The sequence below is a fragment of the Acinetobacter sp. WCHAc010052 genome, assembly GCF_002165295.2.
GTDB classification, from domain to species: domain Bacteria; phylum Pseudomonadota; class Gammaproteobacteria; order Pseudomonadales; family Moraxellaceae; genus Acinetobacter; species Acinetobacter chinensis.
Window position 1 is genome coordinate 1,539,639 of sequence record NZ_CP032143.1, and the last position, 15,583, is coordinate 1,555,221.

The 15,583-nt window shown below is 43.9% G+C and carries 11 protein-coding genes; 4 read left to right on the forward strand and 7 right to left on the reverse strand.

Annotation, left to right across the window (positions count from 1 at the left end):
- Positions 1-126: 126 nt before the first annotated feature.
- The 4 genes from CDG61_RS07625 to putA form a co-directional block, all read right to left on the reverse strand.
- Positions 127-1,371: a transporter gene (locus CDG61_RS07625; RefSeq protein WP_087550360.1), complete on the reverse strand. Its 1,245-nt coding sequence runs from the start codon at positions 1,369-1,371 to the stop codon at positions 127-129.
- A 160-nt stretch (positions 1,372-1,531) separates the two neighbouring features.
- Entirely contained in the window at positions 1,532-1,759 is a 228-nt protein-coding gene (locus tag CDG61_RS07630) for a hypothetical protein (protein ID WP_087550222.1), read from the reverse strand.
- Between the two features lie 241 nt (positions 1,760-2,000).
- Complete coding sequence (trmA, locus tag CDG61_RS07635) at positions 2,001-3,083, reverse strand: tRNA (uridine(54)-C5)-methyltransferase TrmA (protein ID WP_087550221.1); 1,083 nt, start codon at positions 3,081-3,083, stop codon at positions 2,001-2,003.
- A gap of 261 nt (positions 3,084-3,344) precedes the next feature.
- A complete protein-coding gene (putA, locus tag CDG61_RS07640; RefSeq protein WP_087550220.1) occupies positions 3,345-7,091 on the reverse strand; it encodes a trifunctional transcriptional regulator/proline dehydrogenase/L-glutamate gamma-semialdehyde dehydrogenase in 3,747 nt (1,248 codons plus the stop codon).
- 112 nt (positions 7,092-7,203) lie between these two features.
- Here putA and CDG61_RS07645 point away from each other — a divergent pair, with 112 nt between their 5' ends.
- Positions 7,204-7,698: an Lrp/AsnC ligand binding domain-containing protein gene (locus CDG61_RS07645; RefSeq protein WP_087550219.1), complete on the forward strand. Its 495-nt coding sequence runs from the start codon at positions 7,204-7,206 to the stop codon at positions 7,696-7,698.
- 131 nt (positions 7,699-7,829) lie between these two features.
- On the opposite strand, the gene putP is transcribed toward CDG61_RS07645, so the two are convergent.
- Positions 7,830-9,335, reverse strand: a complete 1,506-nt coding sequence (gene putP / locus CDG61_RS07650; protein WP_087550218.1) for a sodium/proline symporter PutP — start codon at positions 9,333-9,335, stop codon at positions 7,830-7,832.
- Positions 9,336-9,769: 434 nt separating this feature from the next.
- Between putP and aspA the strand changes: the two genes are divergently transcribed.
- Together aspA and CDG61_RS07660 are read left to right on the forward strand one after the other, a co-directional pair.
- A complete protein-coding gene (gene aspA / locus CDG61_RS07655) occupies positions 9,770-11,227 on the forward strand; it encodes an aspartate ammonia-lyase (protein WP_087550217.1) in 1,458 nt (485 codons plus the stop codon).
- Positions 11,228-11,424: 197 nt separating this feature from the next.
- Positions 11,425-12,327: a DUF4349 domain-containing protein gene (locus CDG61_RS07660; RefSeq protein ID WP_087511613.1), complete on the forward strand. Its 903-nt coding sequence runs from the start codon at positions 11,425-11,427 to the stop codon at positions 12,325-12,327.
- Between the two features lie 62 nt (positions 12,328-12,389).
- Here the strand turns inward: CDG61_RS07660 and CDG61_RS07665 are convergent, their stop codons facing one another.
- Positions 12,390-13,100, reverse strand: coding sequence for an SIR2 family NAD-dependent protein deacylase (locus CDG61_RS07665; protein WP_087550216.1), 711 nt, complete (start codon positions 13,098-13,100; stop codon positions 12,390-12,392).
- A gap of 3 nt (positions 13,101-13,103) precedes the next feature.
- Positions 13,104-14,078, reverse strand: a complete 975-nt coding sequence (locus CDG61_RS07670; protein ID WP_087550215.1) for a LysR substrate-binding domain-containing protein — start codon at positions 14,076-14,078, stop codon at positions 13,104-13,106.
- A gap of 246 nt (positions 14,079-14,324) precedes the next feature.
- Here CDG61_RS07670 and CDG61_RS07675 point away from each other — a divergent pair, with 246 nt between their 5' ends.
- Positions 14,325-15,548 carry an acyl-CoA dehydrogenase gene (locus CDG61_RS07675; RefSeq protein WP_087550359.1) on the forward strand — a complete coding sequence of 408 codons (1,224 nt, stop codon included), beginning with the start codon at positions 14,325-14,327 and terminating at the stop codon, positions 15,546-15,548.
- The last annotated feature ends 35 nt before the right edge of the window (positions 15,549-15,583 follow it).

The window sequence follows — 15,583 nt, forward strand, 5'->3', positions numbered from 1 at the left end:
TGAAATAACAGCTAATTTTGTTCAGATATGTTAAAAGTTCGAAATGAGTGAAACTGAATACATATGCGGAGACAGAAGCGGAAAAATGCTGAACCGCTTCTGGCTCAAATGCTGACGGTTAAACTGTTAAAAATGGTAGCCTATTTTTAAACCGTAACCAATGGCATTGTTGTTTTCGAAATCACCGACCCGGGCAGCTTCAGTTGCGCCTGGCAGAGGAAGATAGTAGGTTCCATCCTGAGATTCAGTGTCGCCCAGCCAGTAATATTTTACACCGGCGGCGATGAAATAACTGGGTTCAGGATTAAACTGAAACGACAGGCCCGCACTCCAGTAGCCTTTGGTTGGATTTAAAATGGATGCAGGTTCACCGGTACCTGAGTCCCAGCCTGCATCAATTGCAGTTGCCCATTGTCTGTTCCACTGTCTGGCAAGTCCTAAAGTGGCTGACCACTGGTCTTTATTGTAGTCATCCAGATTGAAACCACCTGTATACTGCCCTCCACTGATCAGTGAGGTTGCTATTTCAGACAGTGCGCCAAACTGCACAGGGCGGATGGAAAAATCTTTCCAGTTGACCCAGCGGATGTTGCTGTATAAAAGCGTATCAGCGGCAACACCGCTCTGAAAATCGATATTGACAGACTGTGGTGTGGTGATTTTTGTTTTACTTTCATCTGTAAATAGTAGCGGTGTGCCGAAAATACTTTCAGTCGCTTCCAGTTCATGTTTGATTTCTGAACGGTATGTGACTGCGGCTTTTAAAGCGATATCTGGAATTTGCCATGCGAAACCTGCAAGCCATCCGGGACTGCTGTCCTTACTGAACTGAGCGTCATAACCATTAAAATCCTGATAGACCAGACCGCGAAGTGAAACTTCACCTTTCACTGTTTCGTAGACTGGACCTGCAAAAAGACTTAAATTTCTGGTGGGCTGAATACCAAAAAGTATCGCCAGATTTTCAGTATTCACATTGGCTATCGTCCCCTCACTGGAAATGACAGGATCGGAAAAACTGCCGTTTTCTTTGACTTTATAGCGTATATCAGCACCAAAAGGCTGGTCATATAAAATCCCAAAAGACAGCAGGGGCGTAAGCTGCAGTTTCAGTGCCGCGCTGTAATACTGAAAACTTTGTGCAATATCATCCGTTGAATAGTCAGTGATGCCTGGAATAACGTAATCAGGACGTGTCTCAAGCGTTCGTCCAGAAACTTCAGGGTCAGCTGCTGATATTGAAGCTTCAAAATAATGACCGTTTTCCAGAAAAGGCAGTATGGACTGACCGGATTGATCCATGGCGGCAGCAAAACTGTGGGCTGTGAAAACACTACAGAAAACCATCAGGAGTGGAGCATGATATTTCATATTTTTCCCCGTCATTTTCTTACTTTTTATAGATGCATTTATTAGAGTTGTATTCAGATACAGTAAAGCATTTTCATATTTTAATCGGAAGGGGATTTAGATGAATGGTGATGTTCAGACATTAAAAAAGCACTCAGTCTCCTGAATGCTTTTTTCTTTCCTACTGCATAGGAAAATGTTTAAGTTCGTTTAACTCTTTACGGCTATACCCTCTGGAAAGTAAAACCTTTTTAATTCCTGCAATGATGTCTTCATCTGTTTCTTTAACAAGTAAATCCAGAAGCTGATCATCAGTTTTACAGGAGCAATCATTTTCAACACAAGCAATTTGATTTTTATGCTCGTTCAGCTGTTGATTCGCAGAAAACAGCTTTTGCCAAAAACTCATAGAGCCTTCATTTGCAACCTAACATAGATCGAAATATAACCATTCCTGTAAATAATGCAAGTCCGTATGAGTGATAAAAGCATCGTTCAGTCTTTATATTTTCCGATGGTAACTGTCAGGTTTAACGGTATTATAAAAGCATGTGTTTAAAAGAGAGGTAAGGCATTCATTTGAAAGCCAATAAAAAAAGAGCAGAAAAAATCTGCTCTTTAAAATGTACTGAATACTGGAAATAATTTGTTTAAATCTTTTCCAGTAAAACGCCAGATTCAACATGATGTGTAAAAGGAAATTGATCAAATAATGCAAATTTTACAATTTTATGTGTCTGGGTCAGGGTTTTCAGATTGTCATACAGCGTGTCTGGATTGCATGAAATATAGATAATTTTCTCAAAGCGCTGTAACAGTTTCAGTGTTTCTGCATCAATACCGGCACGGGGTGGATCGACAAAAACGGTTTCAAAGTCGTATGCAGAAATATCAATTTCAGCTTCCTGTAAGCGACGGAATTCTCGGTCCCCATTGAATGCTTCAGTAAATTCTTCAGCGGAAAGACGGGCAACCTGAATGTTGTTGACCGCATTTTTTTCGATATTCCACTGAGCGGCATAGACCGAAGATTTTGCCAGTTCTGTTGCCAGTACTTTATTGAACCGTGTAGAGAGCGGTAATGTGAAATTACCATTACCACAATACAGTTCAAGCAGGTCACGTGTAGTCGGCTGAACAGCATTACATGCCCATTCAAGCATGTGCTGACATACGATTGCGTTAGGCTGAGTGAAACTGCTTTCAATTTGTTTATAAGCATATTGCTGACCATTTACAGTCAGTTTTTCGACCACGTAGTCGTCCGTTAAAATGACTTTCTGTCCACGGCTACGGCCATAGATTTTAATATTAAGGCGTTCAGCAAGCGCACGGGCATGTTTTTCCCATTCTTCATCAAGCTTACGGTGATAAATCAGGGTAACCAGCATGTCACCGCTGAGGGTTGCCAGAAAGTCAGCTTCGAATAGACGGTTTGAAAGCTGCGGTGTAGTTTTCAGCGCATCCAGCAGGACAGGCATTAAATCATTGATACTCTGATCTGCAATATCAAATGTATCTACACGAACGACCTGTTTCTGCTGGTCGTCATTGCGTTCAAACATTGCATAAAACATATCATTTTCAGTGTGCCAGATGCGGAATTCAGCGCGCATGCGGTAACCCGAAGCTGGAGATTCAAATACTTCCAGTTCTGGAGGATTAAATTCGTTAAACTGGGCAGAAATACGTTCAACTTTATCATTAAGTTGTTGCTGATAGGATGAAGTCATATAGCGAAAATTTCACAAACACACTGAAAGAAAGGATGGTAACAAAGTTTGATGGATATGCCTAAAGTTATTGATTTGAAAACTGCAAAAATAGTGGCTTTAAGGCAGGAAGAAGTGAATCTGGATGCAGAATTTTAAATGCAGTCAGAGACATACAGAACATAAAAAATCAGACTGACAGTGAAAGGGAGATGTCAGTCTGATAAAGAGGTATGGAAAAGCTCAGTCATGCTGTGATCTGACAACATGACTGATGTGGTTTCAGTCCAGTGTCATCAGACTAGCATTACCACCCGCTGCTGCAGTATTTACACTGACGGCACGTTCAATCAGCAGGCGTTCAGCAGGAATAAATGCATTGCCTGGTTTCATGTGACTGATGCCTGTAACAGGACCGGTTCGGTTTGCCATCTGCTGCTGAAGTTTCAGTAACTGCTCGTCAGTACCATGATGAAGTACAGCATCAAACTCACCTTCAGTGACATCATTAATGAAGATAAAACTGTCCGATACTTCTTTTGGCATGCTTTTCAGGTATTTCTGAACAAATGGGTTGTCCGCCAGTACAACCGGCTGACTGCCGACTGAAAAGATAGTCAGTAATTGCTGGATCTGATCGGATTCGGAGGTCGCAAGACTGAGCACATGTTTACGGGGCAGAACGGTATATTCATTACTTTCACCTGTAGGACCTTTCAGCAGGAACTGCTGTCGGCTGCATACAGGCTCAGGCAGAGTGATGTTCAGCTGGCTGAAACGGGTATTGAGCCATTGTTTAAATTGAATAAATGTTTCAGTTTCAGAGTATTCAGTCAGTGCCTGAACTGAAAATGGCTGACGCAGTTTTTTATCTGAACATTGTCTGATTAATCTGTACAGATATAACGGACCTCCAGCTTTTGGACCTGTACCTGAAAGCCCCTCACCACCGAAAGGCTGTACGCCTACCACTGCACCTACAATATTTCTGTTGATATACAGGTTTCCAACTTCTGCTGTGGAAACAACCGTATGAATCGTTTCATCAATACGGGTGTGAAGACCCATAGTCAAACCATAGCCTTTACTGTTGATCTGATCGAGCAGCTGGTTGAGCTGTCCGTACTTATAGGTAATGACATGTAACACCGGTCCGAACACTTCACGTTTCAGATCATTTAAATCAGGCAGTTCAATTAAAGTTGGAGCAATAAATGTTCCCTGACTGAGATCCTGTGACTGATCCATCATGAGCTGGTGAACAGGGTAGCCCTTGTCTTTCATTTTCTGAATATGCGCTTCAATAATGTTCTTTGCATCGGTGTCAATGACCGGACCAATATCCGTCTGCAACAGCGCAGGGTTACCGACCTGAAGTTCAAGCATGGCACCTTTGAGCATGTTCACGACACTGGCGGCATTGTCTTCCTGAACGCATAAAATACGCAAAGCTGAACAACGCTGACCGGCACTGTCAAAAGCTGAACTGACGGCATCCAGAATCACCTGTTCGGTCAATGCAGACGAATCAACAATTATTGCGTTCTGCCCACCAGTTTCAGCAATCAGTGGAACAGGCTGACCATCCGCATTGATGCGACCTGCCAGAGTTTTGTTCAGAATCACAGCAACTTCAGTCGAGCCTGTAAACATAATGCCTTGAATACGGGCATCAGCACTTAACTGTGCGCCTACAGTTTCACCGCGACCAGGCAGAAGCTGAATAACATCTTCAGGAACACCGGCTTGCCATAACATCTGGACAGCAACAGAGGCAATCAGAGGCGTCTGCTCAGCAGGTTTAGCAATTACCGTGTTTCCAGTAACCAGGGCAGCAGCAATCTGACCCGTAAAAATAGCCAGCGGGAAATTCCACGGGCTGATACACAGTACGGTACCTAATGGCTGAAGAACACAGTCATCGCTCAGATCAATCACTTGAGCTGCATAGTAGCGCAGGAAGTCTACTGCTTCACGTACTTCTGCAATTGCATTTGAATAGGTTTTACCACTTTCACGGCTGAGCAGGATCATCAGTTCCTGAAGATGTGATTCCATCAGATCAGCGGCTTTAAGCAGGCAGTCAGCTCGTTTGTTTTTACTCAGTTCAGACCAGTTCTGCTGTGCAAGTACTGCATTTTCCAGGGCTTGTTCTACCTGTTCTGCCGTGGCTTCCTGGACACTGCCTACAACATCCTGATGACTGGATGGATTTAGAATTTTATTCGCTGTTGAACCATTGGTCACAGTCAGATTTTTGCCCATAGGAGTGGCATGCCACTGGTGCTGTGCCAGCTGAACAGCGGTCTGATTCAGAACACTGAGATCCAGATCATTGGCAAGATCAAAACCGGCCGAGTTTTTACGGACATCACCATAAAGCTCTACAGGCAGAGGAATGGCAGGGTGTTTCTGACCTGTGATCTGTTCTTTCTGCGCGGTTTCAGTGATGGTGATGTAAGGGTTTTCAATCAGATCATCTATTTCTATGGTTTTATCTGCAATACGGTTGACGAATGAGGTGTTTGCACCATTTTCAAGTAAACGTCTGACCAGGTAAGCCAGTAATGTTTCATGGTTACCTACAGGTGCATAGATACGGCAGGGAACGCCCAGTTTGTTGTCACTTCGGTTACCGACCACCTGCTCATAAAGCGGTTCGCCCATACCATGCAGGCATTGAAATTCGTACTGACCGGTATAGTACTGTGCAGGATCTGCAAGCTGATAAATAGTAGCAAGTGTCTGTGCATTATGCGTCGCAAACTGCGGATAAATCTGATCGGGAGCGGCAAGCAGTTTTTTTGCACAGGCAATGTATGACAGGTCGGTATGAACCTTGCGGGTAAATACTGGATAATCAGTCATGCCATCCATCTGGGCTTTTTTGATTTCGCTGTCCCAGTATGCGCCTTTGACCAGACGGATCATCAGTCGTTTTTCACTGCGTTTTGCCAGGTCAATAATATAATCGACCACATAAAAACAGCGTTTCTGATAAGCCTGGATTACAAAGCCAATGCCTTTCCAGTCATTCAGTGAGGGTTCAAAACAGAGTCTTTCCAGCAGTTCCAGTGAAATTTCCAGACGCTCTGACTCTTCGGCATCAATATTCAGACCAATGTTGTACTGTTTTGCAAGCTGCGCCAGCTGAAGAATCTTTCCATAAAGTTCATTGTGGACACGACCGATCTGAGCACGCTGATAACGCGGATGCAAGGCAGATAATTTGATGGAAATACCAGGACCATCATAAACATCTTTTTCAGCAGAAGCCTTGCCAATAGCATGAATGGCATTGGTATAGTCTTCATAATAGCGTTCTGCATCATGTTCAGTCAGGGCTGCTTCACCCAGCATATCGTAGGAGTAACGAAAGCCTTTATCTTCAAGAGGTTCAGCGTGTTTCAGTGCCTCCTGAATGGTTTCACCTGTTACAAACTGTTCACCCATCATGCGCATGGCAACATCAACAGCTTTACGGATCACACCACGACCACTGCGGGCGAGCAGAGACGTCAGCATACCCGACAGACTGTTCTGTTTTGGTGTTTCCATCAGCTTGCCAGTCAGCATGAGTCCCCATGCTGCTGCATTGACAAACATCAGGCTGCTTTGACCAATGTGTTCTTTCCAGTTGCCCTGGTTTATTTTGTCTTTGATCAGCAGATCGCGGGTTGCAGCATCTGGAATACGAAGCAGCGCTTCTGCCAGGCACATCAGAGCAATACCTTCCTGTGAGGAAAGTGCAAACTCCTGAAGCAGTCCCTGTACGATACCTGCTTTACCTGATGAGCTTTTCCGTTCACGCAAGGTGTGAGCAAGGTTAAATGCAGTGTTATGAATCTGGTCATTCAGTTCATCAGGAATCTGGCTGTGTTCAAGCAGGTTTTCAACGCATTCAGGCTCAGCACGGCGCCATGCTGTATTGATCTGAATTTCATATTCATTTTTTTCACGGAATTCAGAAATATATTCAGAATTAAGTTCTTTATCGCTGAAATGCGCTTCAGTGTTCATCGTATTCATGCCAACATCCTGTGACTGATGATTTTTTAGGGGAGCTTTATTTAATGAATCATTACAGAATAAATGCCGAATATCTCACTATAATATGCCTAAAATTTAGAGAATAATTCAGATGAGCAGCCCAATTCTTAGCCTTGACCGAACGGATATTAAAATTCTGGATATTCTTCAGAAAGATGGACGCATTTCAAATACACGGCTTGCTGAAATGGTGAATCTGTCAGCTACAGCTGTACTGGCTCGTGTGCAGAAACTGGCAAAAGATAGGTTCATTACAGGGTATGAAGCACGCCTGAACCCAGAAATGCTGAATGCCGCATTTGTGGTTTTTGTGGAAATCCTGCTGGATAAAACAACGCCCAATGTGCTTGAAGAATTCAGCGATGCAGTTCTTCAGCACCCTGAAATTATTGAGTGTCATATGATCAGTGGTGGCTTTGATTTTGTTGTAAAAATCCGCTGTGCAAATATGGAGGAGTTCAGGAAAATATCAGGGCAGGTGCTGTGGCAGTTACCTGGAGTGAAAGAAACCCGAAGTTATCCTGTCATGGAAGTGATTAAGGAAAGCTCACAGATCAAACTGAAATATCAGAACAAAGCGGTATAGGTGGTGAAACTGCGGTGGTGTTCTTTAAATACAGGCGGTTTGCCAGTCTGCTTTCATAGGGTATCTGCACAAAAGTAAAGAGGGATGAACCCTCTTTACTTGAATGGTGGAACTGAAAATGTGGTCAGGATTTATTTCAGTTTTGCCATTTCACTTTTATACAGTGCATCTGATTTTTCAAAACGCTCAGTTACTTCAGCAGATGGCGCTTTACCCAGCAGGCTCACCACAATGATACTGATGAAAGACAGAACAAAACCAGGAACAATTTCGTATAAGCCTGTGTGTGCCATCGTGTTTTTCCAGAGAATCACAGTTACAGCACCAACGATCATACCAATGATTGCACCGTTGAGCGTCATGCGTTTCCAGAACAGAGACAGAATAATCAATGGTCCAAATGCAGCACCAAAACCTGCCCAGGCATAGGCAACCAGCCCCAGAACTTTACTGTCAGGGTTCATGGCAAGCGCAATAGCCAGTACAGAAATAGCCAGTACCATAACACGTCCAACCCATACCAGTTCATTCTGAGAGGCATTTTTACGGATGAATGCTTTGTATAAATCTTCAGTCAGCGCACTTGAGCAGACCAGTAACTGACAGCTGAGTGTACTCATGACAGCCGCAAGAATTGCAGCAAGAATAATTCCGGCAACCCACGGATTGAATAAAATTTTATTCAGTTCCATAAAGATGGTTTCAGGGTTCTGGGTTACAGCAGCAGCCAGTTCTGGATGCAGCTGGAAATAAGCAATACCGATAAAACCTGTACCTACAGCACCACCCAGACAGAGAATCATCCAGCTCATACCAATTTTACGGGCAGCAGGGATGGATTTGACGGAGTCAGCAGCCATAAAACGGACGAGAATGTGGGGCTGTCCAAAATAACCCAGTCCCCATGCGGCGGATGAAATAATCGCAAGGAAACTCAGACCTGAAATCATATTGGTGGCATGTGGACGGGCCTGTTCAATCAGACCTGCAAAGTGAGCGCTGTTATCACCCAGTGCCAGATACGTCATGATTGGAGTCAGCAGCAGGGCAAAAATCATTAAGCCTGCCTGAAAAGTATCTGTCCAGCTGATCGCCAGGAAGCCACCGATACAGACATAACTGATGGTGGCTATAGCACCGATCCATAAGGCTGTTGTATATGACCAGCCAAACAGGCTTTCAAACAGACGCGCACCGGCAACCATGCCTGAAGCACAGTAAATCGCAAAAAAAACCAGAATAACGATGGCTGAAATGATACGCAGAATTTTTTTGCTGTCACCAAAACGGCTGGTGAAATAATCCGGTAATGTCAGTGCATTATTCTGCACTTCAGTATGTACCCGCAAACGACCTGCAACAAGCAGCCAGTTCAGCCAGGCACCAATAATCAGCCCAATGGCAATCCAGGCTTCAGATAACCCTGCCAGGTAAATTGCACCAGGTAAGCCCATGAGCAACCAGCCACTCATGTCAGATGCACCTGCGGAAAGAGCTGTAACGACACTCCCTAAACTGCGTCCGCCCAGAATGTAGTCGGAAAAGTCAGTGGTTGCTTTATAGGCATATAAACCAATACCAACCATTGCCAGGATATAGAAAATAAAAGTGATTAATGTGGGGTTCAGTTGACTCATATGCCCATCCTTATGTCCTTATGGATAAACCTGTCCAGGGTTAATTTTTATGCACTGTCAGCAAGGTGCTGATTCAAACATAAAAATAAAATTACCATCTGTAACATTTAAGAGTAATTTATGATGATCTTGTGTATCTAAATGTACGTTTAGATACAATCTGAATTTATTGAATAAAAACATCATATTAAAATGATGCATCAGCGCAGGAAAAGTGTGTTTGACTGATTATGCCAGATTTGGGCAGTTACTGAATTATAAAAAACACGATGGACGAAATCACAACTTTATTTACATAGAGTTACATAAGCAACAGAGCGTATTGAAACAGTAATAAACCATTTCCAAACATGATAAATTGCCATGTAGTTGCTCTGTATAAAACAGCTATGATGATGGTGCACGGATTCAGTGCATTACGGTGAGTATAGATTGTGTCTACAGTTCAAACGGTTAAAACAAGAATAGAAAAAGACCTGCTGGGTGTGAAAGAAGTACCTTCAGATTGTTATTATGGAATTCATACCTTACGGGCACTGGAAAATTTTCAGATATCAGGTCAGAGAGTGGGAGCAAATCTGCACTTTATACGTGCGCTCGCACAGGTAAAAAAAGCTTCGGCTCAGACCAACCTTCAGTTTTCTAAAATCAGTGAGGACATCAGTCTGGCTGTTCAGCGTGCCTGTGATGAACTGATTCAGAATGCTGAGGGCTGGAGAGACTCATTTCCGCTGGATGTTTATCAGGGGGGTGCAGGTACTTCCATTAATATGAATACCAATGAGGTACTGGCAAATATTGCCCTTGAGCAGATGGGCTATGAGAAAGGTATGTACAGCGTTATTCATCCGAATGACCATGTCAATAAATCACAGTCAACCAATGATGTATATCCAACGGCTCTGAGGCTTGCAACGTATTACAGTCTTGATGATCTGTTTGTTCAGCTTAGAAAACTGATTGACAGCTTCTATGCCAAAGCAACCGAATTTCAGACCGTACTGAAAATGGGAAGAACTCAGTTGCAGGATGCTGTACCGATGACGATGGGACAGGAATTCCGTGCTTTTGGAACTCTGCTGAAAGAAGACCTGAAACTGATCGACAGAACCCGTCAGCTTTTACTTGAAATCAATCTTGGGGCGACTGCAATTGGTACAGGGGTAAATTCACCCGAAGGATATGCCCATGAAGTGGTTAAAGTGCTGCATGAAATTACGGGGCTTGATTTGCAGGGAACAGAGGATTATGTCGAAGCTACCAGTGATTGCGGTGTCTTTATTATTTTATCCAGTACGCTGAAACGCCTGGCGGTGAAGCTGTCCAAAATATGTAATGACTTACGTCTATTGAGTTCAGGTCCACGGACGGGTCTGGCTGAAATCCGCTTACCTGAGCTTCAGGCAGGTTCTTCCATCATGCCGGCAAAAGTCAATCCTGTGATACCGGAAGTGGTCAATCAGGTTGCTTTTAAGGTGATCGGAAATGATCTGACCGTGACCATGGCGGCAGAAGCAGGACAGTTACAGTTAAATGTGATGGAACCGGTCATTGCGGTATCCATCAATGAATCCATTCAACTGCTGACCCATGCCATGGATACACTGGAAAGCAAGTGTATTGCTGGAATTCAGGCAAATACACAGACCTGTTATAACGCTGTAATGCGCAGTGTCGGTATTATTACCCTGCTTGATCCATTACTTGGACATGCTAAATGCGATGAAATCGGTAAGTTGTGTATCGAGCAGAACAAAACCATTCAGCAGGTAGTACTGGAGCAGAATTTACTGACTCAGGCTCAGCTGGATGAGATCTTTTCTTTTGAAAATATGATTTCAGAAATAGAACGTCCAGGTGGGGATGTGCTGTCAGTTGAACGTGCAGGATAGATCTGAATATTATTTCGTTGCGGTACATTCATTATAAGTTGCGGTACATTCATTATAAAAAGGTAGCAGGCACAGGCAGGCTACCTTTTTTATATTGACTCATTTTTATTCTTCCATCATTTTGTCGGTGTCTGAGTAATACATCAAAACAAGCCATATACAGACATGTTTTAAATTTAATAAAAAGTGAAAATGTCATGAATCAAAAAATATCAGCACTTATTTTATGCAGCCTGCTTTTAAATGGCTGTTCAAAAAAAATGGAAGAAGCTCCCGCTGAAGCATCGACAGAAGCAGTAGCGGCGGACAGCGCTGTGAGTATGGAATCAGAAGCCAAAGCCCAGCATGAACCTGATACAACGCCACAGACTGAGCAGAAGCCAGACGTTATTCTGAATACTCAGGTTAACAGTGCTGAATCTGCACGTCGTATGGTGCGTGAAGCGAGTGTGGACTTTACCGCAACAGATGTGATTAAAACAGGTTTGGCAATTGATAAGCTGACCTATGAAGCTGGTGGTTTTGTAGAGCAGAAGAATATTGATTTTCAGGTGCTGGATACACAGTCACAAAGTATTTCTGATGGAAAAATCAGAGTATTTGAAAAAGTAAATCCTGTGGCTCAGATTGTGGTCAGAGTGCCAAGCGAAAAGGCAGCAGGCTTTGTTAATCAACTGTTGCCCCTGATGTACTTCCTCAATCAGCAGCAGTATTCTGCAAAACGCTATGAGCTGAAACTGCTGGAAGAAAAAATTGCACAGACTCAGAGTGTTCCGTCCGATACGCGCAATTCGCAGTTAAGTGAAATTGCACGTCTGACTCAGATGGAAGTTCAGGATCGGGTTCGTTACAGTACCATCAGCCTGATAGTCAATCAGCCTTCAACTGTCAGAGAAAGGATAGATGTAGATGTCGATGCTGTTGCAAGACTGAATGGTGACAGTTTCTGGAAACGTGCGTGGAACGGAGTTCAGTATGGCTGGCAGTTTGTACTGGATCTGCTGGTAATTCTGATTACAGTCTGGCCTTTGTATCTGATTGTGTTGATTTTATATGTGCTGTACAGAGTGCTGAAGCCTTTCCTGAGCAAAATTAAATAGTGCTGTGTGATTCCTGCTTTTTTGTCACTGATGGAAAAGCAGGAATTATGAAGCGGTAAGCATCAGTTTTTATGCGTTTTGCAGAGTTCTGAGAACAGCACCTGTAAGCCCTCAGTAGCAGTCTGTGCAATACACTGGTATTGTGCGGGCATCTGCTGCTGATCTGCTTTAGGGTCTATATAATATGCCTGACATGCAGGCGGTATTTCATGAACCAGCCCTGCAACAGGATAAACGACCAGGCTTGTACCTATCACAATAAAAATATCTGCCTGCTGGATTATTTCAAGTGCATCATCATATGCAGGAACAGCTTCTCCAAACCATACAACGTGTGGACGAAGTGGGTAACCATCTTTGCAAAAGTCCTGATCCAGCAACAGGCTGTCACCTTTAACAGGATAAAATTCAGTGGTGTACTGAGCTGTAGGACCTGAGCTTTTGGCGAGCCTGATATTTCCATGCAGATGCAGCACATCTGAACTTCCGGCACGTTCATGCAGGTCATCAATGTTCTGAGTAATGACCTGTACTTCAAAATATTTTTCCAGTTCAGCAATCAGCCTGTGTGCCTGATTGGGTGTTGCAGTCAGAATATTTTTACGTCTTTCATTATAAAAACGCTGAACAAGCTCAGGATTTTTCTGCCAGGCTTCAGGGGTGGCAACATCATGGATATTGTGATTTTCCCATAAACCATTACTGTCACGAAATGTACTGATGCCACTTTCAGCACTCATTCCCGCACCTGAAAATACAACAAGTTTTTGCATGATTTAATCCTTTAAGGCAGAACAATAGTCGGTCAGATCATTGACTGAAGATGGATGTAATTCGGACTTCAGCCAGGCTGTAAACTTCTGGATCAGAGGAGAAGACTGCTGTACCGCGTGAACCATATAATAAGAGCGGCTACCCTGGAGTTTCGCTGAAGATACAATCGCAAGCTGACCGGTTGTCAGTTCCTGTTCAATCAGCATCTGTGGAATCAGCGCCATACCCATCCCATGACTGGCTGCGACTGAGAGCATGGAAAACAGTTCATGACGTTGCCCATCATGTGGTCTGGGATGCTCAGTCTGATGTGTCTGAAACCATTCCTGCCAGATCGCAGGGCGTGTGGTCTGCTGTAAAAGCGGTAAATGTATCAGTTCTGAAGGCGTCAGGTTGAAACTGCCGTTTCCATTCATGACGGCATCTGGAAAGTGTTGCTGAATCAGCTGAGGTGAACAGACTGCAACCAGGTCTTCCTGCATGAGAAAGTGAGTCTGTGTTCCTGGCCAGTGATCAATCTGCTGTTGAGTCCCTGCATAAATGGCAGCATCAAAAATATTATCATCAAATAAAAACGGTTTTGTACTGGTTTCCAGGTGAACTGTAATTTCAGGATGACGGACATTAAAACGATGAAGTCTGGGCAACAGCCAGCGGGTTGCAAAGGTAGGAACAACGCCCAGTTTCAGTGTTCCTCCCTGACCTTTATGAGAAATCATATCGGAGGTCATTTTTTCAAGACCCGTCAGGTAAGGACGGACATTTTTTGCATATTGCTGTCCTGCATAGGTCAGTTCAACGCCGTGACGGGTACGGGTAAACAGACTGATCCCCAAAAAATCTTCAAGTTGCTGAATCTGCCTGGAGACTGCGCTTTGTGTAATGCACAGTTCTAAAGATGCATGTGTATAGCTTGAGTGACGGGCAGCAGACTCAAAGCAGATCAGGCTTTGCAGTGAAGGAATATTACGGCGCATGACATGAGTCCTTTTATACATGCTATCTCAAAATATCATATGAAGATTAGCAGAGCAGTTGTGGATTTCATATCAATAATTCAGTTACTCAGGTTTTTTAGTGCTTTGGGTATGAGTTTGACGATGGCGGGAGATTTAAGCTATGCGAAAATGGAATATCTGAATGCAAATTAATCGTTTGAAAGAATGAATGATCACACTTACCATCAGATTCAATAAATGACAGAAGATATTGCAGAGGAAGCAATGAATCAAATGGTTAATTCAGCAAAAAAAGCACGTGTACAGTTTAACTGGCAGGACCCATTTCTGCTGGAACAGCAGCTGACAGAAGAAGAGCGCATGATCCGTGATTCGGCTCAGGCTTATTGTCAGGGTAAGCTGATGCCACGCGTGCTGGATCAGTTCCGTCATGAAAAAACAGATATTTCCATTTTCAGGGAAATGGGAGAGCTTGGACTGCTTGGTCCGACTATATCAGAGCAATACGGCGGCGCAGGACTGAATTATGTCAGTTATGGTCTGATTGCACGTGAAATTGAACGGGTGGATTCAGGCTATCGCTCTATGGCGAGTGTACAGAGTTCTCTGGTGATGGTGCCTATCAATGAATTTGGGTCAGAAGAACAGAAGCAGAAGTACTTACCAAAACTGGCGACGGGTGAGTATATTGGTTGTTTTGGGCTGACTGAACCAGATCACGGCTCTGATCCTGGCAGCATGATCACACGTGCGAAAAAAGTCGAAGGTGGCTACCGTCTGACAGGCGCAAAAATGTGGATTACCAACAGTCCCGTTGCAGATGTTTTTGTGGTGTGGGCAAAAGAGGTCTCTGCTGAGGGTAATGTCGGTGAAATCCGTGGTTTTATTCTGGAAAAAGGCTGGGAAGGGCTTTCAGCACCTGCAATTCATGGAAAAGTCGGCTTACGGGCTTCGATTACAGGTGAAATTGTGATGGATAACGTTTTTGTCCCTGAAGAAAATGCCTTTCCTGAAATCCGAGGTCTTCGAGGTCCATTTACCTGTCTGAACAGTGCCCGTTACGGTATTGCCTGGGGAGCAATGGGAGCGGCTGAGTTCTGCTGGCATACAGCGCATCAGTACACCATGGATCGTAAACAGTTTGGTCGTCCACTGGCGGCAAATCAGCTGATTCAGAAAAAACTGGCCGATATGCAGACTGAAATTGCCCTGGGTTTACAGCTGGCATTGCGTTTTGGTCGTATGAAAGATGAGGGGATTGCCTCTGTTGAGGGGACTTCACTGATCAAACGTAATAACTGTGGAAAAGCATTGGATATTGCCCGTGTTGCCCGCGACATGATGGGTGGAAATGGTATCAGTGATGAGTTCGGTGTTGCCCGTCATCTCGTTAATCTTGAAGTGGTCAATACTTATGAAGGCACACACGATGTTCATGCCCTGATCCTGGGACGGGCGCAGACAGGTATTGCTGCATTTGCGAACTGATTTTTCAGGAAAAATGAATGGTGGTTTTCCGCCAT

Coding starts and splice junctions, on each gene's coding strand:
- CDG61_RS07660 (WP_087511613.1), top strand. CDS start 11,425: ATGAATCAAAAAATATCAGCACTTATTTTATGCAGCCTGCTTTTAAAT.
- CDG61_RS07675 (WP_087550359.1), top strand. CDS start 14,325: ATGAATCAAATGGTTAATTCAGCAAAAAAAGCACGTGTACAGTTTAAC.
- putP (WP_087550218.1), bottom strand. CDS start 9,335: ATGAGTCAACTGAACCCCACATTAATCACTTTTATTTTCTATATCCTG.
- CDG61_RS07665 (WP_087550216.1), bottom strand. CDS start 13,100: ATGCAAAAACTTGTTGTATTTTCAGGTGCGGGAATGAGTGCTGAAAGT.
- CDG61_RS07645 (WP_087550219.1), top strand. CDS start 7,204: ATGAGCAGCCCAATTCTTAGCCTTGACCGAACGGATATTAAAATTCTG.
- CDG61_RS07630 (WP_087550222.1), bottom strand. CDS start 1,759: ATGAGTTTTTGGCAAAAGCTGTTTTCTGCGAATCAACAGCTGAACGAG.
- CDG61_RS07625 (WP_087550360.1), bottom strand. CDS start 1,371: ATGAAATATCATGCTCCACTCCTGATGGTTTTCTGTAGTGTTTTCACA.
- trmA (WP_087550221.1), bottom strand. CDS start 3,083: ATGACTTCATCCTATCAGCAACAACTTAATGATAAAGTTGAACGTATT.
- CDG61_RS07670 (WP_087550215.1), bottom strand. CDS start 14,078: ATGCGCCGTAATATTCCTTCACTGCAAAGCCTGATCTGCTTTGAGTCT.
- putA (WP_087550220.1), bottom strand. CDS start 7,091: ATGAATACGATGAACACTGAAGCGCATTTCAGCGATAAAGAACTTAAT.